This window comes from Symplocastrum torsivum, from assembly GCF_059505465.1.
The window spans coordinates 1-19,505 of record NZ_JCACKQ010000112.1; the positions used below are offsets into that span (position 1 = coordinate 1).

Sequence of the window (19,505 nt, forward strand, 5' to 3'; positions counted from 1 at the left end):
ACTAATGCATAGCTTATCAAGGGGGGAAAAACTTCAAATCTTGCCCCCTCCCCTTGAGGTCGGGGAGGGCTGGGGAGGGGTCATTCATGGATTTTTGCAAGAGGTATTGCTAAAGGCTGCGAAACAAGTGCTACTTGACAGGAAAACAAAAAAGCTGATGGCTGATAGCTGAGAGCTAACTGCTATATTGTTTTTTACTGTCTAAAGAATGAAATCGGTTGAGAGAAAGTTTGATTTATGTTCTCTGACAATTTGAGTCAGCATTCCTTTATTAATGTCTGTCTGTTTCGCGGCTACTAAGGTAGGCAGAGAAAAGGCATACAATGCATCAGTAACAGAAAGTGTACCTTCAGCAGAGTCTTTTCTTGCGGTAAAGGGAAAGGTATCAGGACCACGCTGGCATTGGCTATTCAGGTTTACACGAGAGACTTGATTAACTAATGGGTCAACAAGTTTGGAGATTGTATCGGCATTGTTTCCAAAAATGCTGACCTGCTGCCCATAATCAGACTCAACCATATATTGAATTGGAACTTCAATATCATCGAAGGGAACTATGGGGATTACAGGACCAAATTGCTCCTCGTGATACACCCGCATTTGTGAAGTAATAGGATACAGGACAGCGGGATAGAAGAAAGTTTTGTTGACGGTGCCGCCTGCTTCATTGACAACCTTCGCACCCAAGCTTTTAGCATCTTCAACAAGTTCGGTGAGATACTTGGGCTTCTCTATATCTGGTAGCGGCGTGAGCGTGACACCTTTTTCCCAAGGCATACCAAATTTCAGATTAGCGATCGCATCACAAAAACGCTCAAGAAAGACATCGATAATTTGAGAATGGACAAATAGTATTTTCAAAGCTGTGCAACGCTGTCCATTATAAGAAAGCGTTCCCAAAACGCATTCTTTAACAGCTAAGTCCAAATCGGCGTAAGGCAGAATAATGCCTGGATTTTTCGCCTCTAAACCTAGGACACTCCGCAACCGATGCGGCTTAGGATGCAGTTTTTTCAGGGAACTGGCTGCTTTACTTGAGCCAATAAACGCCAATGCATCAACCTTTCCAGAAGCCATTAGGGGAGGAGTGATGTCCCGACCCTTTCCATAAATGACATTGACCACACCTGGAGGAAATGCGTCTCGGAACGCTTCTAGCAGTGGACGATTGAGCAAAACTCCTAACCTTGGTGGTTTTAAAATCACTGTATTGCCCATAATCAGGGCAGGAATCAGTGTAGTAAAGGTTTCATTCAACGGATAATTTGTTGGGCCTAAACAAAGCGTTACCCCCAGAGGCGCACGACGGATTTGACCAATAATTCCCTGTTCGAGTACAAACCGAGAATTGGTTCGATCCAGGTTCTTGAGGGCATCAATCGTGTCTTCGATATAAGCAATCGTGCGGTCAAATTCTTTCTCGGAATCTGGATAGGACTTGCCAATTTCCCACATCAAGAGATTGACAACTTCCTGCTTCTTCTCCTTCATCCGATAGGCGAAGTCTTGAATATGTTCAATCCTGCCACTGACAGACATTGTCGGCCAATGGCCTCTGCCGTTGTTATAGGCTACCACAGCAGCATCAAGCGCTTCGAGGGCTTCTTTTTCTGACAATATTGGAACGCTGCCAATCACTTTTTGGGAAAACCCATCTGCCGTTTTCACATAAATTGATGACGAGACTTCTTGCCTTGACCCCTCCCACTGTCGTAGCAATCCATCGATCAGATATTCAGTTTGATGAATCGGGTCGGGTAGCTGGAATTCTGTTGGAATACTAGATTCGTCCGGAAAAATTGAGTCAATCTTGGGTTGGAGTTGGGGTTTTTCTTGTAGTTGCATAGCATTAGCTCTCCTAATTTGCTTAAGCATCAACTTCCTTTGCCACCAAGATAAACCATTGTTCTAGATAATTCTGTACTGAAATTAACCTAAATATTGCAACTCGCTATGTCCTAAGAGAGGTTTTTAATCTTTTAATAAACATACTTTAGAAGGTAGAAAAAACTGCTATTTGTTTATCTAAAATCTAGGATAAAAGTTAGTAACACAGAAGACAAACAAATATTAAGTAGGTAGACAAAATTAAACGTAAGGTGGACATTTCCCACCCTACGAGTTGCTTGCAAACAAACTATCCTTTGAAGAAGGCTTGTCTAAAGGGATGAACGCGATCGCCTTTTGTGGAGTCAGCGCAAGGAGCGGGGGGTGTATTTACTAAAACCGATAGTTACGAATCTTCTGGTTCGACGCTTCGCCAACCTGTGCCCAAAGGCTTACTGGCACAGCATTGCCTTGAGCATTCACCTTGATTTCCATAACAACTGGTGGTGTCTGTGATGACTGACTTGGGTTGGTTTGGGGTTCCGTCTGTGGAGACTGTGTTAAGTTGGCTTGCCGGGTTGCCCCTAAGTCAGCGTTAATCTGCTGTCGCTGGTCTTCAGGGATGTAGTAAGTTTCCAGCCCATACTGAATAAAACCTTTTTCAGCCAGCCCTTTAAGGGCAACCTGATTTGCTGGTAGTTGCGAGGGGCGCTGGGTACTAACTGCGACAGGTTTCCAAGCTTGTGGGAGTTTACCTAGGGTTGGCTTGGTTGGTGCTGCCAAAATTACATAAAAACGAGTACCCGGTTCAATCAAAGCAAAGTTATTTCCGTTAGGCTGTTGCTTGGGCAATTTCTCCCAACCTGGGAGCTTGCTTAAGCTGTTTTGGCGGGAAATATCATACCTTAGTGTCTGGGAGTAGCCTCGCAACAGTTCGTAAGGGTCTACTGGTACAGTCTGGAGGATAACGGTTTTACCAGTTAGCTGGGTGTAAACGGCTTGGGCTGGAACAGCAAGAATCAATGCTGTTTGAAAGACAATAGGTACCCAAAATCGCCATCTAGGTGTGGGCTTAGGAGATTCAGAATTTAAGGTCATTCGAGTTGGGACTTCGGATTGATTTCGAGGTGGACTATTTAGCCAATGTCTAACTGGATAGTTATTTTCGCCGCGCTGCACTAGCAATATTTATTTTCACCCATCTACTTGTGAATGCCTGGTTCGGTAACGCTCAAACCATAGTCCAGCAGCAATGACACCAAGTCCGCAGAGGAACAGGACTAAGGATTTGAAGAGTAAGTCAGTGTTGTACTCCAGCATCCGGCTAAGAATTTGTAGAGTTAGCAATACCATACCCCCCCAGAAAAAGCGGCGCTGACTCTGTGCTAATCCTTCACGGATTAAACCAGTGGAGAGCAGGAATGAGAGCAAGTTGAAGATTAGCGTAGCTATAATTGCAAGCCTACCGCTACTCAGATGCCAAAAGGGAATTAAAGCACTGACGGTAATCATACTCGCGACAAGAAGGTTGGTTAAATCGACTCGACGCAATAGTTGTACCCATTCCCAAACTGTCCAACCCGCTAAGAGCAGTATATCGACTGGAGGAGGAAGGGTTAGTGAAGTGTCATTGGCTGAAGGCACCAATGAGGTACTCCATAATCCATAGAACGATGCGAGAAAGAACAGAAGGCTGAGGAAGGTGATAGCAAGACTACGGGCTGTACTGTCGAATGATTGAGCCTTCGGTGAACGCTGACCCCATAGAGAATCCCTGTATCCCCATAAAAGTGCAGGTGGTAGCGCACAGGCAACTGCAGCTGTCCAAGGTGGAGAACCTAATAGATTCAATCGGATTAAATTCGCTTCTAGAAAATATATAGTTGCGATCGCACCAAGGCGAAAAATCCAGCGAGAACGGCACCAGTAAGCCAATGGGATAAACATTAAAGCGGCTAACACTGGCATATATTGCACTACAAACCGTAGCCAGGGAAACTCACCAATTGCAACAAATTCTGGCTGTCCCTGCACATACCCAAGTGCAATTAAAAGAATTGCCAAAATTCCCAACATCGTCAGCCGTAGGCTGTACGCCATTGTCAAAACGCCGAATCCCCAAACCAGATACAACTGATAAAGTAGCCCACTCTGATGAAACATCTGAGACATCAGAGCCATATTTGCCCCTAAAATCAGCGCACCTAAGAGTAATAACCCCTGTCCAAAACGGCGTTGCCATCGCTCAGTTGGATGCCGCCAGAGGTAGAAACCTGCTGTATTGACACCAATAAAGCCACTCAGGAGCAATGTCACCTTCAACCCCCGTGACCACGCTTGCCAGTTCGCCGCGACGAAAGTGATAATGGCTAAGCCCAACAGGACACTACCTAGCCCCAGCAAAATCACGATGAATCGGCTACGGGCAGACGCTTCAAGGTCATTAAATTGATAGCGATCGCATAATTGTTCATACACAGAATCATCAATTATTCCCTCGGTTCGCCATTGTTCTGCTTCTTGACGCAACTGGCGACGAAACTTATCAGAAAGCATAACCACCTCAATACTTGAGTCCGTATCAGTAGAAGGACTTGTCGTTTGTGAGACACTAGGAAAAAATCTACCGGAATCAGCCCTAGAGGAGAACAATGACGACGGCTGTAGATGTACTGGGAAGAGCAGCACGAGAAATTGGTTACACCGAGTCGCCGCCTAACAGCAACCGTAACAAATTCGGTGCCTGGTATGGAATGAATGATGTACCGTGGTGTGCCATTTTTGTCTCATACTGCTTCTACGATGCTCAGTTGCCATTAGAAATCACTACACCAAAAGGCTTCTCATATTGTCCGTCTGGTGTCAAATGGTTTAAAGAGCAAGGTCAATTCTTTAAAACACCGCAAGTCGGTGACCTTGCCTTCTTTGATTGGGATGATGACGGAACCACTGACCATGTTGGCATCGTTGAGGTTGTTCATGATAAGGCGAATGTGACCTGCATTGAAGGGAACACAGGCAGCAATAACAACTCCAATGGCGGACAGGTCATGCGCCGTAAGCGTTCTATCAAGAATATCTTAGGCTTTGGTAGACCCCTATATACAGATACATCTCGCCCTCAACCTGAGCTTGGCTACCCTGTATGGCAAGGGCGTTATATTACATTAACAAGTCCTCTGATGAGTGGGAATGATGTTTTGACATGGCAGTTGCGAATGATTTCCAGAGGCTGGAATTTTGGTGATACTGGCTCAACGGGAAAAGGAGACGATGGCATTTTCACAGAACGTTGCCACGAAGTCCTGATCAAATTTCAAGGGGAAAAAGGGCTAAAGCCTGATGGATTGTTAGGTCCGATGACATGGAATGCTGCCTGGGAGACACCGATTACCTGAGGTAATGTTCTGGGTTGTTCGGGAATTGGGAACTGGGAATTGACAGGAAAATAAAGGTTTTCTCGTCGCTTTCTGTGAATTTGTATAGACTGATGCAATTTTGACTTAGGCTTTATCAGCAGGATAGATGTTCACTCTAAAGGACAACTGGATGGTGCTGCGGCTGACCATTCCCACATAGAACCTGGATAATTTTTGACATTAGTAAAACCTAAATCAGCCAATACAGCAGCAAAGAATGCTGAGCGGACTCCACCTGTACAGTAAGTAGCAATTGGAGTATCAAGCTTTATCTCGAAGCGATTGAGTTTATCAATAATCTGATTACGGGGAAGTAAGTATCCCTTAGTATCTATTAAATCTTTAAAGTAGAAATGTACAGCACCAGGTATATGTCCTCCACGTTGTTCCCCATAGGGAGTAGAGCCAGCAAATTCACGGGGAGAACGGGTATCAATTACAATCAACTTCTTAGAGGCACTTTGAACAGAAAGATGAGCTTGAAGTTCATCACGCTGGATTGACCACAAGGCAGTTGGCTTAACAACAAAGTCTCCAGCAATGGGTTGGTTCAAACCTAATGTAGTAGGAACACCAGCTTGGGTAAGAGCTGTATAGCCTCCATCCACAAAGGCGGCTGATGGATGTCCGAGGGTGCGTAACATCCAAACGATTCGTCCCTCCTCACCAAAATGCCAAGGGTGAGTCGGATTACCAATTACAACGACTGGCTTGGTGTTAGTAACACTAAGGTTACGAAGCTTTTGTTCCAGAATTTCCAGGTTCTCAAGTAGTTTGCCTTTATCAGGTGATTGCTGTTGGGAAAAGTGCTTCCAATTAACGTGAACTGCCGCCGGGACATGACCCATTAGCCATTCCAAGTAAGTGCGAGAATCAAGAATAGTTGCTCCTTGCTCAATACGTTGCTTGGCTTGTGCTGCACTGACTACCCACTGCTGATTTCGACTATCTTGAGCTGGGCTGTTCAAATCATTACTCTGATTGGCGATCGCATTTCACTTACTTAGCCTAATTCCAGCCACTAATTACGATAGCAGTTGGCTCATGAAGCTGAACATCGGCTTGAGTATATCCATATAACCGGCTGCTAGCACACCACCCAATAAGCCAAATAAATGTCCTTCCCAAGACACGCCCTCATACAGTGGAAAAATACCCCAGAGTGTCCTTCCATAGAGGAAGCCAACAATGGCTGAGAGGACAATCGACAGCGAGTCACTCTCAACGTAGCTGTATAGCAGCAAGAAATTTATGTAACCGAAAATAATGTCACTGGCACCAAAATGGCTTTGTAGTTGCTATTCTCGTAACAAATACTTAACGGTATTGATGAGTTCTTGAGGATGGCAAAGCTTGGAAACATAAGCATCAGCGCCTTGCTTGCTTCCCCAATAGAAGTCACATTCTTCTGTCTTATTGGAATACATCAGCACAGCAGGCTTAGGAGTTGTGTTCTTCGACTTTAGACGCCGACAGACTTCGTAGCCGTTCATTCGAGGCATGATAATATCCAGAATAACCAGCTTGGGACAATGAATTTCTGCTAGGGACAGGGCTTCAAAGCCATCTTCAGCAAAAATCAAATTTAGCCCAATCTTTGTCAGGTGTTTGGAGATTATCAACTGTTGGGTCTGGTCATCCTCTACCACTAGAACTGTAGTCACAACCCTTTACCTCTAGTGTCTTTAGGGTGAACTACAACTGGCTCAGGTTAAATTCCGAAAGTTTTTCAGTGTAACTGGAGTAGATTGCGATCGCTTTCTTGCATACCCATGTAGGAGGCTTCCTGACCTTTACCCATCTTGTTCTGAGAAAAGACAAATAGACCTATCTTGAAAGTCTACTTTCAAGATAGACACCATGCGCTGTGGCTCACAACGAATGAATGAAAATCCTTATTTCTTCTGCCCTCTGCCTGATGCCCTCTGCCTTTTGCTATAAGTTAATTGTTCAGCTTTCTAGTTGCTGAGTCAGGCGCTGCTGTAACTGTTCTAGTAATGTATCGACATCCTTAGCAACTTGCTCAAAACAAGTAGGAGGTGGGGGTTCGGGTTCAAACTGAATCAGCTTGAGTTGCTCGTTACCAATCCCAATGATCAGAACTTCCTTTTCAGGTTGATGAGCATCCACAACTCCCAAAATTTCCTGAAGCTGGTTGTTGGCTTTACGATTTAATTCTTCGACCGCTGTTTTAGGACAATAGACAAAATGCGGTGTCGGGTTAAGGTCAATTCCTAACGTCTCATCGCTTTCTCCCCGTTCCAGAAATAGCCCCCAAGCGAGTGCAGCCAGTTCTTGTTGATTGTCTTTGGCGAATTGATTGAGTTGCTGTCGCCACTTGTTTTCTGGTGTTTCCGGTTGGGGACTACCAAAGAATGTCATGATTTGCGTTGTGTGATGGTCAAGCGCATTTCATTTTATACCCGACTGGACACGCCAGAGACTCGAATAAATCCCTTGATGTTCCAGCAGTTCTTCATGTCGCCCTTGCTCGATTAATTTCCCGTACTCCATAACGTAGATACAATCAGCATTGCGGACAGTGGAGAGACGATGCGCGATCGCAATTGTCGTCCGGTTTGCGGTAATCTTCTCTAGCGATCGCTGAATTGCCGCTTCTGTCTCGTTATCGACAGCAGAGGTTGCTTCATCGAGAATCAGAACCGGGGGATTCTTTAAAATAGCGCGTGCGATCGCAATCCGCTGCTGTTGTCCTCCCGATAATTTCTGCCCCCGTTCCCCAACCAGTGTGTCATAGCCTTGAGGTAGTTTGCTGATAAAGTCATGAGCTTCGGCAATTTCAGCCGCCGCTATTACCTCGGCTGGGGTAGCATCAAACGTGCCGTAGGCGATATTCTCCCGCACTGTGCCATGAAATAAGAACACATCCTGACTCACTAGCCCAATTGCTCGACGCAAATCCCTCAACTGCAACTTTTGCAATTCAATGCCATCAAGGGTGATTGATCCCGATTGCACTTCATACAACCGCAACAGTAGTTTTACTAACGTACTCTTACCAGAACCTGTAGAACCGACAATGGCGATTGTTTTACCTGCGGGGATGTGAAGCGAAAGATTTTGAATAACTGGATGGCGATCGCGGTAAGTGAAGGTAACATTGTTTAGCACCAACTCACCCCGCACCTGCTCAACTGGCAATGGGATGTCGCCTGAGTGCATTTCTATCGGAGTATCCAGCAGATTCATCACCCGTGTTGTCGAAGCCATCGCCCGTTGATACTGATCGAGTGTTTCTCCCAATCGCGTCAACGGCCAAAGTAAGCGCTGCGTCAGGAACACCAACACACTGTAAGTTCCTACTGCCATCCTCCCAGCAACAACATCCATCCCGCCATAAAGCAGAATTCCTGAAAAGCCAAACAAGATGATCATCCGGATTAAGGGGATGAATGCCGCCGAAAGTGCGATCGCACGTCTGTTACTTTGTCGATAGGCTTGACTTTCTCGTTCAATCCGCCCTATCTCATACTCTTCGGCTGTAAAGCTTTTAATCGTCGTGATGCCTGTAAGATTATTCGCTAACTGTCCATTAATCAAACTCACCTTTTCCCTAACCTCTGCATAACGGGGCGCAAGGCGACGCTGAAAGGCAACTGAACCCCAGAGAATAAAGGGGATTGGCAAAATAGTCATCCAAGCAACACTAGGAGCAAGAATCGCAAAGGCAGTGCCAATAACGATAGAAGTCGTCGTTACTTGAATGATGTCATTCGCTCCCACATCCAAGAAACGCTCCAATTGATTAATGTCATCACTCAAAATCGACATTAACCCCCCAGTACTCCTGTCCTCAAAATAAGCGAGTTCTAGGGATTGCAAATGCTCATAAGCATCTAAGCGTAAGTCATGTTCAATTAATTGCGACAAATTACGCCATAGTGTTGCATAAGCATATTCAAAAACGGACTCTAGCCCCCAAATGATGATGCTTAGAACCGTGAGTATTAAGAGTTGCCCGAAGACATCTTTGACTCCCCACTGTGCAATGAGTGAATCCTCTTTCTTGATTACTACATCCACCGCTGCACCAATTAAAGCGGGGGGTGCTAAGTCAAAGATTTTATTGAGAATGGAACACGCGATCGCCTGCCAGATTTGGGTGCGATAGTTGTGCCCGTAATTAATCAGACGCATCAGGGGAGGCCCTGATTTTGATAGGTGCTTCCTGGTTCTAAGACGATGTGATTGTTTGATTGTCTTCGCCGCTCGTTTATAGCGGTTCTCAGTTGCAGGGAATATAGTAACCGCAGTGGCGAAACCAGGTGAGAATATCTTGAGGAGCGAACGCATTAATCGCTGCCCAATTCCCAATTCCCAATTCCCAATTCCCAATCTCACATAAACGAGTTCGTTAAATAAATACGAGTGGCTTATCCTTTAAGGGAGCAAATGCCTCAGCATCAAAACGGTACAAACTGGCAGGACGCCCTGCGCCTCGTGATACCTTAAGCCCCGTATCAGATAGAAAACCGAGCTTCAATAGACGAGTCCGGAAGTTGGAATAGTCTGAGAAGTTTTCTCCTAAAACAGTAGTGTAAAGCTGATAGAGGTCGCTGAGGGTGAAGAGTTCTGGTAGTACGTCGAAGGCAACAGGGCTATATTCCAACTTGTTGCGGAGACGCCGATAGCCATATTCCAGAATTTGATTATGGTCGAAGGCAAGCTTTGGTAACTGCTCAATTGGATACCAAGCAATACCACTAACACCATCGGCAATCAGTTCTGCTTCCTCGAACCGTACCAACGCAAAGTAACTGACAGATAAATAACGCACACCAAAACTGGTAGGCGATTCTCGTGGGTCACGACATGGCCCGCCAAAGGTGTACAGTTGCTCCAGGTATAAGTTGTTCACCCGGATTTTTTCTGCAAGAATCCGATGCGCGGCATCTTCTAAGGATTCTCCCTTACGGACTAATGTCCCTGGCAGACTCCACTGACTAAAGAACGGTTCATCCTGACGCATCACCAACAGCACCAGCAGTCGGTTTTGCTGGGTATCGACGGAAAAGATTACGTTATCAACTCCAACTTTAAAGTCGGCTAGTGCTTGCTTTTTTACCTGCTTGGTGCCGCGTCCTGGCATGCGTACAATTGCTCTTTGTGGATGTAGTCCTCAACGGGAGGTGTCAAAACTTCTGGATCACCCTTCTCACGATACGCTGTAGAAGAAACGGCTGGTGCTTGAAGATCAGCGATCGCAACTTCTGCTCCTAACTTCCTCAACTCTTCTATACCCCCCTCGTCTATTTCATAGCCTGGACGTGGCACTACTAGCAACTTCACTTGCTGTAACAGCTTTTCAATTTGATACCAGCGTGGCATTTGGCTCACTAAGTCAGCACCAATTACTAAGGTGAAGTCTACTTGTGTTCCCCAATGCTGACGGGCTTTTTCAACAGTTTCCAACGTCCTCGGACTGCTGAGGGCTTGGTAGAGACTAATGTTCCGTCGAGGCGGTGAAATATCCTCAATCAGTAACCGTAACATTGTTGACCGATGTTCTAACGGTGTCTGGTGAGTCTTAAACGGATTATCCGATGCCCAAACCGCTACATGATCATAGTGATAGGATAACCAGTTGAGAATGGCTTGATGAGCTGAAGTTGGTGGATCAGCGCTGGTACCAAATAACGCAATGTTGACCATGTTGGTTGTTCGTTGTTGGTTGTTGGTTGTTAGTGGAATTGAAGGCTGAAAGTTCTAGCCTTCAACGTTTTGAGGAGGCTTCGAGCTTATGTCTTTGCTGCGTAGCTTGCGTTAGCTGTTGTAGGGGATCAGAAATTTCTACTGGGAGTGGGGTTGGGTTATTGAGTTGGCGGGTTGACTCGGAGAGACTTGCAACGCTTGCTGCTGTGCGTTTTTTGATGTCTTCCAAGGCTTCTGGGCGCTGTAGCCGTTGACCTTGTTTCATCACAAGTTGTAGTAGGGGTTGTTCCGAATCTAAGGGTGATTCAGAGGCTAAGCTCAATCGGTCTTTAGTGAATTTCCCTTCTATCGTTTGGCGATAGATTTGCTTGCGTCCAGGATACGTGGCTTTATTACTTGCCTGCTTCATCGTGGGAATGCCATCAATTTCAACAAGCTTGTAGATTCCATTCACAGGTGTTCCAGTAACTAGCCGTGTTCCCAATCCGTATCCATCAATGCACGCCCCAGCACTCTTGAGTCTGGCAATTTCATGCTCATCCAAATCACCACTAGCAAAGATGGTGGCATCCGGGAGGAGCGATCGCACTTTTTGAGACAACGCTACTAAATCCCCTGAATCCAAACGCACACCTGTCACTTGGATTTCTCCAGCATTTACCCGTTTTGCCAAACCCTCTGCTGCACTGAGAGTATCGTAGGTATCAATTAACAGAGGAGAATTCGGAAAATAGCGATAGAAGGCAGTAAAGGCATCTTGCTCACTTCCAGATACGGCTGCGATCGCCATTACCAAAGCGTGAGCCATCGTCCCTGTGGGTTTCCGCCCCAACTTCAGCGCTGCTAGTACATTTGATGTTGCATCCAATCCCGCCGCCATAGATGCCCGTGCTGCCCAAAGCGAAGCTTGGGGACTAAATGCCCGCCTTGTACCAAACTCCAGTAATGTAGCCTTGTCTCCTGCCACATCCCGCATCCGTGCCGCCCGTGTCGCCACCAACGTTTGGTAGTTAATCGTATTTAAAAGATAAGTCTCTACTAACTGCGCTTGCCAAAGTGGAGCCTCTACCCGCAGAAATGGCTCATTGGCAAAAATTGCCGTTCCTTCTGGCACTGCCCAAAGGCCACCCGTAAACCGCCCATTGGTCAGGATTTCCCAGAATTGTGCTGGCGCATCCTCAAAAATTCCCGTCGCTTGCAAAGCCTCTATCCCTGCTGGAGTAAAGCGAAACTTTTCTAGGTAATCGAGTACCTGTGCCAGCCCCATCGCAATCAGGTAGCCAAAGTTATTGGGTAAATGGCGCACAAATAGTTCAAAAGAGGCTGGTTGTTGTGCCAAGCCCTCGCCTGCATAACACGCCGCCATCGTTAGCTGATAAAGGTCAGTCAAGAGGCTATAGTCTTCGGCACCTAGTGATAGTTCCTGGTCTTCAAGTTTCATTGTTAGGGCAGGATTGTCCAAGTGCAGGTAGTCTCTATCGGGAAGAGTTTTCATTGCCCAGTTAGGGTTGGGGTTTATTGTCCTAAATTATAGTAGTAAATACCAAAATTAACTTCTCTCAACTAACGACTAAACACACTTTCTCCTGAGTCTCCCTCTAGGTAAGGAGTGAGAGAAAAAGGGTTATGTCGTCAACTTGATCTATAACTACTCCAGAATCATCGGTTCTAGCTTGATAGGGAAGAATCAAAGATAGTTGGTCAACTCATTAAGAATTTATGCCTACTTTCACATATTGTATAAAGTTCTTAATAGTAATTTTACCTAAAAAGACGTGACGCTTAGGACAAGAGTAGCAGAACTTGGTATCGGCTTTTGTATGAAGGGTACTCTTAGGGAAATACGACGTAGGGAGAGGAGATTGTGATAACTTACTGGGTGTGCGATCGCGTTAGCCCAGTCGATTGTTCGCTGACTCATGAGGTTTGACACCAGTTCGCGATGTAATATGCCCAGACACTGGCTCGATACTAAAATCTTTGTAGAAGATAAAGTAGGTTTAAAATACTTTGTTAGTTTGAAGAATAATCTTAGTCTTGACTCAATTCCCAAAGAAGTATTGCAAACATAATCAAACAAATATTGCAATTCACCGCAAACCATCTAGATTTACTCATAATTAAAGTACAGCCGAATAGAATTACATTCGTCTAGATTTAGAAGCTCACTCGAACTTATCAGGAGAGTAGTTTTATGAGTATCTACAAAGTCTTTGAAAGCATGGCTCAGTATATTTCTGAAGCTGTAGGCAGAATTTTTAGCCCGAATGATGATGCTTATCCAATTATTGGGGTACAACCCTTTAGCGGTGAGCCATTCCAGGAAGCGAAAAGAGCAGATTGGTAAATAGTCGATGAAAGAAGTGTAGAGCAAAACCGTCAGGTATAAGCAGTTCATTCTCGGCGGCAACTGACTACTGGCGGTTTTCTTCTCATAGGTTAAAGCTTAACAAGTCAGTGGGGAGAAAATAAATTTTCACTGACTTTTACTTAGTATTTATCTATTTTCTGCTATATTCTCTGAACTAAGATTTTTCAATTGATACCCGATTTCTTAGGTACATTTACAAAGCCTAAAACCCTAACTCAAAAAGAGTTAGGATGTCAAGGATTTCAAAAATGACATGTCCAGACAGACTTCAATAGCGTCTACTACCTCTGACCGCTCTGATAGGGAGTTTAGTCCCCCGTTGGTAGTAACAAGGTGAAGGAAGCGATAAAAACTTCACACCGCTTTAGTCAGTCTTCTGTTTTTTTTTATTTGCACCGTCTGTACATCTGACATCGCTCTCCTTCGATGTACAGCTATGGGTCACTGCGGTATAACTCCCGTCCGGTACAACTGCTATTCGTCTAGTAGACGAATAACTCACCAAGTTAATCAGCTCATTCTACAGGCAGAAAGAATAATAACTGGTTGTCATTCGATAGAAACAAGCCCGCTCCACTGACAAAAAGAATCATGCCATGAAATTAAGTGTTTAATTTTTAAAAGTTATAAAGCTTTTTATGAGAAAAACAGAGCAATGAAAGGTGGCGTAACATTGCTCTGTTGAATATCCTAATGAACCTAATGAACCTTTGTACTTAAGCTTTTGTACTTAGGTTTTTCTACTTAGGCTTTTACATACATGGGAACCTGACGCAGGCGATACTGTTGTTCATTAAACCGCTTTTGTTCAGGTGTTAAGAACTCATACTGAATTGGGGGACGCATATCCCACTGAACACCAGCAAAGACCAACAAGCTTGCTGCTATTACAATTCCGGTGGAAAGAAACTGCCAGCTACCTAGATAAGGGAGAACGGCAATGCCTAGAAGGTGAACAAGGCTAGCGAGGGTAAAAGCACGCGATCGCATTCCAATTCCTGTACAGATGTAGCCAATAGCACTCAACCCTAACCACATTGGACATAGATTCATCAAGATTTGTCCCCAGCTTAGAAAGATACTAAGGTCTGTTAAGGCAACACCAGAAAGCATGAGGGCAACCCAACAGAAAAGTACCCACCTGAGTCCTTCTACCTTTACCCAAAAGTGAGTTAACACCACCATACCGACTGTTCCCAGTAAAGTGAGGACTGACCACAATCCAGCTTGGATAACCCAGCTAATTGGAGCGAATTGAGCTGTTACAAAGATCGCGGCACAAATCAAACCCCAAAGTACAAAAACCTGGTCAATCCGTGTATAAAACACGGAAATTACGGTCTTCTGTCCAATTTTCATTTCAAGGCTTAACAGCCCTTGACGATCTTGAAAGTCTAGTGCTTCCTGCTTGCGGCGGATAATTGGCTCTACGGGATTGAAAAAAGTCATCAGGTCTCTATCGTTAGGAATTAAGTAAGGAATAAGTAGCTATAACCGAAGGTCTGTTTTTGTAAAATACCTTAACTTATCGTAACAAAAGAGTAAGAAAGATACTTAGTCTTAACAGACTTTTTCTCGTGATGTTGATTGGCACCCACTTATTTTGGGTTAGTTATTGTGACAAACTAGGAAAATTGTTCATTTATCACAAATACATAATTAATCCGAGGGCGTTTAACACTCGTAGCTTAAAGATAATGCGATCGCGGCTGTAAAACTTCCGCAAAATTGCCGAATATAAAATTAAGTGCCTACGCTATTCTGCTGAGTTAACACTAAAGACAATAAACCGAGTCAGCCATAGCAAGAATTGCTGCCCATCGCCGCTGAAATTCATGCTCTGTTCACTCGTATGGAGAAAATCCTAGAGCCTAGATGTATGCCATGCTAACGACGGGAACACCACTACAAACACTGAGCTTCGCACACGAACATTGAATGGAAGTCTCTCACCAACTTCCCAATCCCTATTCCCTATGCACTAATCTTCACTCCTCAAGGGTTGAGTTTCTTACAGACAATTGGTTAAAAAAGTCAGCCTGCAAACCCTAGCCGCGCTTTACACCATTGAATGATAAATTTTTCGGAGGTTCTTCTTTGCCCGACATCCTTTTTGTCGTAAGACTAGCTCGCTTTGAGCTTTCTCGCCTTCTTGAATTAAGCGATCGCGAATCTCCTTCCAAGACAAACCTTCAATCCCTTGTAAATATACAAGCTTGAAACCGCCTGGGTCAGATTTTTTAAGGGTTTCAAGGGACTTGAATAGTATTCTAAGGTTGCTGTCCATATCTCGCTCGGCGACTAAATAGTCTTCTATGGCTCTCAATGCCGGGACAAATTCCACAAACTCAGGAGCGAGGAGCTGTTCTTTATTCTGTTTCCGGCTTATTTCTCGAATGATGTTGAAACAGGTTCCTTTTAGCCATGAGTGAGGGTTACTAATAACTCCTCCAGAACGAATATATTCTCTCCCGCGTATATAGGCTTCGTTAAGGATGTCATAGGCTTCAAATCGAGAAGCCAGATGAAATTGCAAAAGAAATCTCTTGATTGTCGTGATTGTAGAATAGGAATGAGGATTGCCCTTACCTAATATCTCCTTGATTGCTGTATCTAACGAGTCTTCTGGTAAATCTTCTGGTGGGGGCGTAGACTTGATTGCCTCTGAGTTCGTCATAAGTTATTCCATAAATCACCCTCAGAAACTAGTGAAACATCGATGCTCAATGTGACACCTCCATAGTGCCAGTTTCTTCTTAGTAGCCTACAAGCTTGATAGAGATAGACTTGGCACTTGCTGAATGTCCCCTCTGGGGTTGGGGGAGAAAGCCCCCCAAGCAGGGTTTTTCTACGAACGATTACTTTTCGCTTAAGTCAATGACATTCTACTTAAGTCGGCTGAGGCTAAAACTTAATAAGCTCTCTTAATTGAGAATATTCAAGCCCTGATGAACGCTGCCTCAAAAATAACCTGATGGTCTTACGCTATCTGTAGTGTATGAGCTTCACTCTTTATGGAATCTTTAAGAAAAAGATGTCACGAGTGGTGGCACTTCATCACTAATCATTAGACTTGTTCAAGAATGTATTTCTAAAAGCGCTGAAACTTTTGTATAGCAAAGGTTTCATACACTGAAACTCTAGATAGTTGTAGTTTTTACTCTATCTAGGTGTCAGCTTGATTATTGGATGAGTCGATTAGCACTACCTGCTGGCAACTATCCAACCAGTGGGCTTAGCTGAGTCGAGAGGTGACAACAAAGATCATGGGAACGCCAAGCGAAGGAAATATGAACAATATGGAGATAATGGTTGAGCACTCTCTGGAATATAGAAACATTATTCACGACTATTGGACATTGGCATCCCGTCCAACACTTACAGAATCAGAAGCCGATCGCTTAGAGGAAATACTGCACAAAGCTCAGTCTGAGCCGTTACTTGAGTTTTTACTCGATGAAATTGACCATATTTTGGCACATGAATTAGGGTTACTCGATGAACAATTCATTAAACATCAACAAGATGAGTTGAGAAAAGCCATAGATCAGGCTTGGTGTGAACAAGTGCTTTTAGAGATACGAAATCGCTCAAAAGCTATTCAAAAGTACTTGAAAGGCAAAGGATTCTACACGGGTGCAATAGATGGTCAAATTGGTCCACGTACACAGGAAGCGATTGCCCTACTCAAGAAGGAAGCTAATCTAAAATTTGAGCGGCTTGAATTTTTTGATGTAGAAACTTGGTCTATATGCTAAGTCTAAGCTAATTGGCATTCAAGTTGCTTTTTGCGCCGAATGGTTCAAGGAAAAGGGATGAGGTGAAAGTAAATCTCTTCCCTTTATCTTTTGAATAGAAGTAATAGTAAAAAAATGATTGTTTGCGGCGATAGGTTTTATTGGAATAAGAATATTTTTGCTTAAAGCTTGTCACACAGTATCTTAAGGTTTCACTTATTAGTAATTCATCTAAATCAATTACTAACAATGAACCAAGAATTTTTAGAAATCAGAAACACCTTGCCAGAATGCCCAAGATGCGGGAAAAGCTCACTAGCTCAACTTAGCCGCAATAAGTATCAGTGCTTGTGGTGCGGATTTAATCGAGATCTTTCTGAACCTGAATGGACAGGTGTTATTCTTATTGGCGGACTCATTGGATTTTTTGCCCTTGTCTTCTTTAGCCAAGGATGAAGATTAGCTCATCCCACGTCCTTTAGACGTGGGATTTCCTGTTATTTGTTGTTGGTTATTGGTTATTTATCTCCTGGACAAACAACAAAGTGGCGGACGACTTGTAAGCAACAGTAAGCTTCTTCCAGAGGCACTTCTCAAAACTCTCGATGCAAATGCCCATCCCGCAGTTGCACGACGGGTTGATTAGACATTTGCACTAGATGTTCATCATGAGTCGTAACAATCACTGTTGCACCCATTGCGTTCAGCTTTTTGAGAATCCGCAACACCTGCCGAGAATTATCGGGATCGAGGTTACCCGTTGGTTCATCTGCTAGCAGCACTGGAGGAGTGCCAATGATGGCACGCGCAAGGCTTACCCGTTGTTGTTCTCCTCCAGAGAGTTCTTCAGGAAAACAGTCAGCTTTATGTTGCAAACCTACTAACTTCAGGGTTGGCAGCAGACGACGCTGAATTTCCTTGCGGGTGAAGCCTTGTGCCCACAGGACAAAGGCAATATTTTCTGAGACAGTACGACGGGGAATTAGTTTGTAGTCTTGAAAAACAATACCAATGCGGCGACGGAGTAATGATAAGCGATCGCCCCTCAACTTCCCCACATTAAACTGCTCAAGAATCACATCTCCCTGTGTTGGACGTTCCGCACCATAAAGCAGCTTCAACAACGTTGACTTCCCAGCACCAGAAGGGCCGGTGACAAACAAAAAGTCTCCTCGATTCACTTCCAGATTGACATCAAGTAATCCCCGACTGCCATTGGGATAGGTTTTTGTCACCCCTTGTAACTTGATTATCACAGGCATTTGAGTGGTTCCCGCGTTGGAAGCCACTTGCTGCTGAGTTTTAGGATTACCAGGAGGAGCAAATGCTGTGGTCATAGACAAGCAATCAACAATGATTGGTGAGTATAAGCGAATTCAAGACTTTTCTCTTCTCATTGGGCAGGTGCCCAACGAAACTCTAAATTTACTTCAAACCAAGCGCTGGCCGATCGCTTTTAGAGCAAACTGTGGCAAAGCCATCATCCGCCGCCAACGCCAGGGTTCCTGATAAAGTCGGTAAAGCCATTCCAGATTATTTTCCCGTAACCAGAGTGGCGCACGAGTTTTAAGCCCTGCCCAGATATCAAAGCTCCCACCAACGCCAATCCAGGTGGCTTGAGGGCACAAGTGGCGGTGTTTAGCAATCCAAAACTCCTGACGAGGGACTCCCAATCCTACCAAAATTAGCCGAGGTTGCTTAGCTTCCAGGGTTTTCTTTAATTCTTGTTCTGCTTCCGGTGAGAGGTAGCCGTCTTCAACTCCTGCGATCGCTAATTCTGGAAGTTGTTGTTGCCAAACCTTAGCCGCGTTCTGTGCAACACTAGGTGCCCCTCCATAGAAAAAAACCGGGCAAGACTCTCCCAATTGCCCAGCCTGTCGGATTAAAGATTCAGCAAGTTCAATTCCTGGACAACGCCGTTGCCGTTGCCCTTGGAGACGTAAGTAAAAGATGACTCCAGCACCATCTGGAATCACCAGTTCGGCATCGCGAATAATGCTGGCCAGAGCATCATTTTGCTCTGCTTGGATCGCCATTTCTGCATTCAGTGTCACGACATGGCTACCCAGCTTCTGATGAAGACGAGTTCCAAGCCAGTAGTCATAGTCCTCTAATAGGTGAACCGGTAGCCCCAGGATCGGGAATTTTTCAGGTGCCTCAAGCATAGCCTAGTGTTCGCATAGCCTCACATCACACTAACACTATGAAGGCTAGCCGATCCGGACATTTAAATCTAGCGGCTTGTTAATATTACTCACCAAAAAAACTAGAGACGTGAGCGATCGCAACCACCGGCTTCTAATCAGCTACTGTACAAAACACAGCTAGCCCGTTCAACCCATTGCCTACAGGGGTTCACTGAACAAGAAGAATACAGGAGTTCAGGAGTTCAGGAGAATCCTGAAGGATAGGGGAAGTTTGCTGTCTCAAGACTTCGTGGTGCAAACCCTCCTCACGTCTCTACTATCTCTACTGGAA

At 44.7% G+C, this 19,505-nt stretch carries 19 protein-coding genes and 1 pseudogene; 4 read left to right on the forward strand and 16 right to left on the reverse strand.

Annotation, left to right across the window (positions count from 1 at the left end; all coding sequences use genetic code 11):
* Nucleotides 1-201: 201 nt before the first annotated feature.
* The 3 genes from AC5JL3_RS25165 to AC5JL3_RS25175 form a co-directional block, all read right to left on the reverse strand.
* On the reverse strand, nt 202-1,845 hold the full coding sequence (locus tag AC5JL3_RS25165; protein ID WP_496077084.1) for an NADP-dependent glyceraldehyde-3-phosphate dehydrogenase: 1,644 nt from the start codon (nt 1,843-1,845) through the stop codon (nt 202-204).
* Nucleotides 1,846-2,220: 375 nt separating this feature from the next.
* The gene (locus AC5JL3_RS25170) at nt 2,221-2,925 is read right to left on the reverse strand and encodes a GDYXXLXY domain-containing protein (protein ID WP_496077085.1); all 705 of its coding nucleotides are present in this window, start codon (nt 2,923-2,925) and stop codon (nt 2,221-2,223) included.
* 96 nt (nt 2,926-3,021) lie between these two features.
* Nucleotides 3,022-4,383: a DUF2157 domain-containing protein gene (locus tag AC5JL3_RS25175; protein WP_496077086.1), complete on the reverse strand. Its 1,362-nt coding sequence runs from the start codon at nt 4,381-4,383 to the stop codon at nt 3,022-3,024.
* A 95-nt stretch (nt 4,384-4,478) separates the two neighbouring features.
* Between AC5JL3_RS25175 and AC5JL3_RS25180 the strand changes: the two genes are divergently transcribed.
* Complete coding sequence (locus AC5JL3_RS25180; RefSeq protein ID WP_496077087.1) at nt 4,479-5,225, forward strand: CHAP domain-containing protein; 747 nt, start codon at nt 4,479-4,481, stop codon at nt 5,223-5,225.
* A gap of 131 nt (nt 5,226-5,356) precedes the next feature.
* On the opposite strand, the gene AC5JL3_RS25185 is transcribed toward AC5JL3_RS25180, so the two are convergent.
* From AC5JL3_RS25185 to AC5JL3_RS25225, 9 genes and pseudogenes are all read right to left on the reverse strand, one after another.
* The gene (locus tag AC5JL3_RS25185) at nt 5,357-6,214 is read right to left on the reverse strand and encodes a sulfurtransferase (RefSeq protein ID WP_496077088.1); all 858 of its coding nucleotides are present in this window, start codon (nt 6,212-6,214) and stop codon (nt 5,357-5,359) included.
* A 57-nt stretch (nt 6,215-6,271) separates the two neighbouring features.
* Nucleotides 6,272-6,523 (reverse strand): annotated as a pseudogene (locus tag AC5JL3_RS25190) (rhomboid family intramembrane serine protease); the annotation flags it as partial.
* Nucleotides 6,524-6,544: 21 nt separating this feature from the next.
* Nucleotides 6,545-6,910 carry a response regulator gene (locus AC5JL3_RS25195; RefSeq protein ID WP_496077089.1) on the reverse strand — a complete coding sequence of 122 codons (366 nt, stop codon included), beginning with the start codon at nt 6,908-6,910 and terminating at the stop codon, nt 6,545-6,547.
* 286 nt (nt 6,911-7,196) lie between these two features.
* Nucleotides 7,197-7,628: a beta-carboxysome assembly chaperone CcmS gene (gene ccmS, locus AC5JL3_RS25200; protein WP_496077090.1), complete on the reverse strand. Its 432-nt coding sequence runs from the start codon at nt 7,626-7,628 to the stop codon at nt 7,197-7,199.
* Nucleotides 7,629-7,658: 30 nt separating this feature from the next.
* Entirely contained in the window at nt 7,659-9,404 is a 1,746-nt protein-coding gene (locus AC5JL3_RS25205) for an ABC transporter ATP-binding protein (protein WP_496077091.1), read from the reverse strand.
* Between the two features lie 217 nt (nt 9,405-9,621).
* Entirely contained in the window at nt 9,622-10,356 is a 735-nt protein-coding gene (locus AC5JL3_RS25210) for an NUDIX hydrolase (protein WP_496077092.1), read from the reverse strand.
* Nucleotides 10,329-10,919 (reverse strand): nicotinate-nucleotide adenylyltransferase, encoded by a 591-nt coding sequence (locus tag AC5JL3_RS25215; protein ID WP_496077093.1) that lies wholly within the window; start codon nt 10,917-10,919, stop codon nt 10,329-10,331. The genes AC5JL3_RS25210 and AC5JL3_RS25215 overlap by 28 nt, the downstream gene beginning before the upstream one ends.
* A gap of 61 nt (nt 10,920-10,980) precedes the next feature.
* Nucleotides 10,981-12,360 (reverse strand): nicotinate phosphoribosyltransferase, encoded by a 1,380-nt coding sequence (locus tag AC5JL3_RS25220; RefSeq protein ID WP_496077293.1) that lies wholly within the window; start codon nt 12,358-12,360, stop codon nt 10,981-10,983.
* 324 nt (nt 12,361-12,684) lie between these two features.
* Complete coding sequence (locus AC5JL3_RS25225; RefSeq protein WP_496077094.1) at nt 12,685-12,840, reverse strand: hypothetical protein; 156 nt, start codon at nt 12,838-12,840, stop codon at nt 12,685-12,687.
* A 273-nt stretch (nt 12,841-13,113) separates the two neighbouring features.
* On the opposite strand from AC5JL3_RS25225, the gene AC5JL3_RS25230 reads away from it, so the two are divergent.
* Nucleotides 13,114-13,266, forward strand: coding sequence for a hypothetical protein (locus AC5JL3_RS25230; RefSeq protein WP_192219528.1), 153 nt, complete (start codon nt 13,114-13,116; stop codon nt 13,264-13,266).
* 768 nt (nt 13,267-14,034) lie between these two features.
* On the opposite strand, the gene AC5JL3_RS25235 is transcribed toward AC5JL3_RS25230, so the two are convergent.
* Complete coding sequence (locus tag AC5JL3_RS25235) at nt 14,035-14,739, reverse strand: hypothetical protein (RefSeq protein WP_496077095.1); 705 nt, start codon at nt 14,737-14,739, stop codon at nt 14,035-14,037.
* 610 nt (nt 14,740-15,349) lie between these two features.
* Nucleotides 15,350-15,967, reverse strand: a complete 618-nt coding sequence (locus AC5JL3_RS25240; RefSeq protein WP_192219530.1) for an RNA polymerase sigma factor — start codon at nt 15,965-15,967, stop codon at nt 15,350-15,352.
* Between the two features lie 574 nt (nt 15,968-16,541).
* On the opposite strand from AC5JL3_RS25240, the gene AC5JL3_RS25245 reads away from it, so the two are divergent.
* Both AC5JL3_RS25245 and AC5JL3_RS25250 read left to right on the forward strand, forming a co-directional pair.
* Nucleotides 16,542-17,048, forward strand: a complete 507-nt coding sequence (locus AC5JL3_RS25245; protein ID WP_496077096.1) for a peptidoglycan-binding domain-containing protein — start codon at nt 16,542-16,544, stop codon at nt 17,046-17,048.
* Between the two features lie 228 nt (nt 17,049-17,276).
* Nucleotides 17,277-17,483, forward strand: a complete 207-nt coding sequence (locus tag AC5JL3_RS25250) for a hypothetical protein (RefSeq protein WP_496077097.1) — start codon at nt 17,277-17,279, stop codon at nt 17,481-17,483.
* 137 nt (nt 17,484-17,620) lie between these two features.
* On the opposite strand, the gene ftsE is transcribed toward AC5JL3_RS25250, so the two are convergent.
* Both ftsE and AC5JL3_RS25260 read right to left on the reverse strand, forming a co-directional pair.
* A complete protein-coding gene (ftsE, locus tag AC5JL3_RS25255) occupies nt 17,621-18,364 on the reverse strand; it encodes a cell division ATP-binding protein FtsE (protein ID WP_496077098.1) in 744 nt (247 codons plus the stop codon).
* Nucleotides 18,365-18,457: 93 nt separating this feature from the next.
* Complete coding sequence (locus AC5JL3_RS25260) at nt 18,458-19,192, reverse strand: WecB/TagA/CpsF family glycosyltransferase (RefSeq protein ID WP_496077099.1); 735 nt, start codon at nt 19,190-19,192, stop codon at nt 18,458-18,460.
* Between the last annotated feature and the right edge of the window lie 313 nt (nt 19,193-19,505).

Coding starts and splice junctions, on each gene's coding strand:
- AC5JL3_RS25165 (WP_496077084.1), bottom strand. CDS start 1,845: ATGCAACTACAAGAAAAACCCCAACTCCAACCCAAGATTGACTCAATT.
- AC5JL3_RS25170 (WP_496077085.1), bottom strand. CDS start 2,925: ATGACCTTAAATTCTGAATCTCCTAAGCCCACACCTAGATGGCGATTT.
- AC5JL3_RS25175 (WP_496077086.1), bottom strand. CDS start 4,383: ATGCTTTCTGATAAGTTTCGTCGCCAGTTGCGTCAAGAAGCAGAACAA.
- AC5JL3_RS25180 (WP_496077087.1), top strand. CDS start 4,479: ATGACGACGGCTGTAGATGTACTGGGAAGAGCAGCACGAGAAATTGGT.
- ccmS (WP_496077090.1), bottom strand. CDS start 7,628: ATGACATTCTTTGGTAGTCCCCAACCGGAAACACCAGAAAACAAGTGG.
- AC5JL3_RS25205 (WP_496077091.1), bottom strand. CDS start 9,404: ATGCGTCTGATTAATTACGGGCACAACTATCGCACCCAAATCTGGCAG.
- AC5JL3_RS25210 (WP_496077092.1), bottom strand. CDS start 10,356: ATGCCAGGACGCGGCACCAAGCAGGTAAAAAAGCAAGCACTAGCCGAC.
- AC5JL3_RS25215 (WP_496077093.1), bottom strand. CDS start 10,919: ATGGTCAACATTGCGTTATTTGGTACCAGCGCTGATCCACCAACTTCA.
- AC5JL3_RS25220 (WP_496077293.1), bottom strand. CDS start 12,360: ATGAAACTTGAAGACCAGGAACTATCACTAGGTGCCGAAGACTATAGC.
- AC5JL3_RS25225 (WP_496077094.1), bottom strand. CDS start 12,840: ATGAGTCAGCGAACAATCGACTGGGCTAACGCGATCGCACACCCAGTA.
- AC5JL3_RS25230 (WP_192219528.1), top strand. CDS start 13,114: ATGAGTATCTACAAAGTCTTTGAAAGCATGGCTCAGTATATTTCTGAA.
- AC5JL3_RS25235 (WP_496077095.1), bottom strand. CDS start 14,739: ATGACTTTTTTCAATCCCGTAGAGCCAATTATCCGCCGCAAGCAGGAA.
- AC5JL3_RS25240 (WP_192219530.1), bottom strand. CDS start 15,967: ATGACGAACTCAGAGGCAATCAAGTCTACGCCCCCACCAGAAGATTTA.
- AC5JL3_RS25250 (WP_496077097.1), top strand. CDS start 17,277: ATGAACCAAGAATTTTTAGAAATCAGAAACACCTTGCCAGAATGCCCA.
- ftsE (WP_496077098.1), bottom strand. CDS start 18,364: ATGACCACAGCATTTGCTCCTCCTGGTAATCCTAAAACTCAGCAGCAA.
- AC5JL3_RS25260 (WP_496077099.1), bottom strand. CDS start 19,192: ATGCTTGAGGCACCTGAAAAATTCCCGATCCTGGGGCTACCGGTTCAC.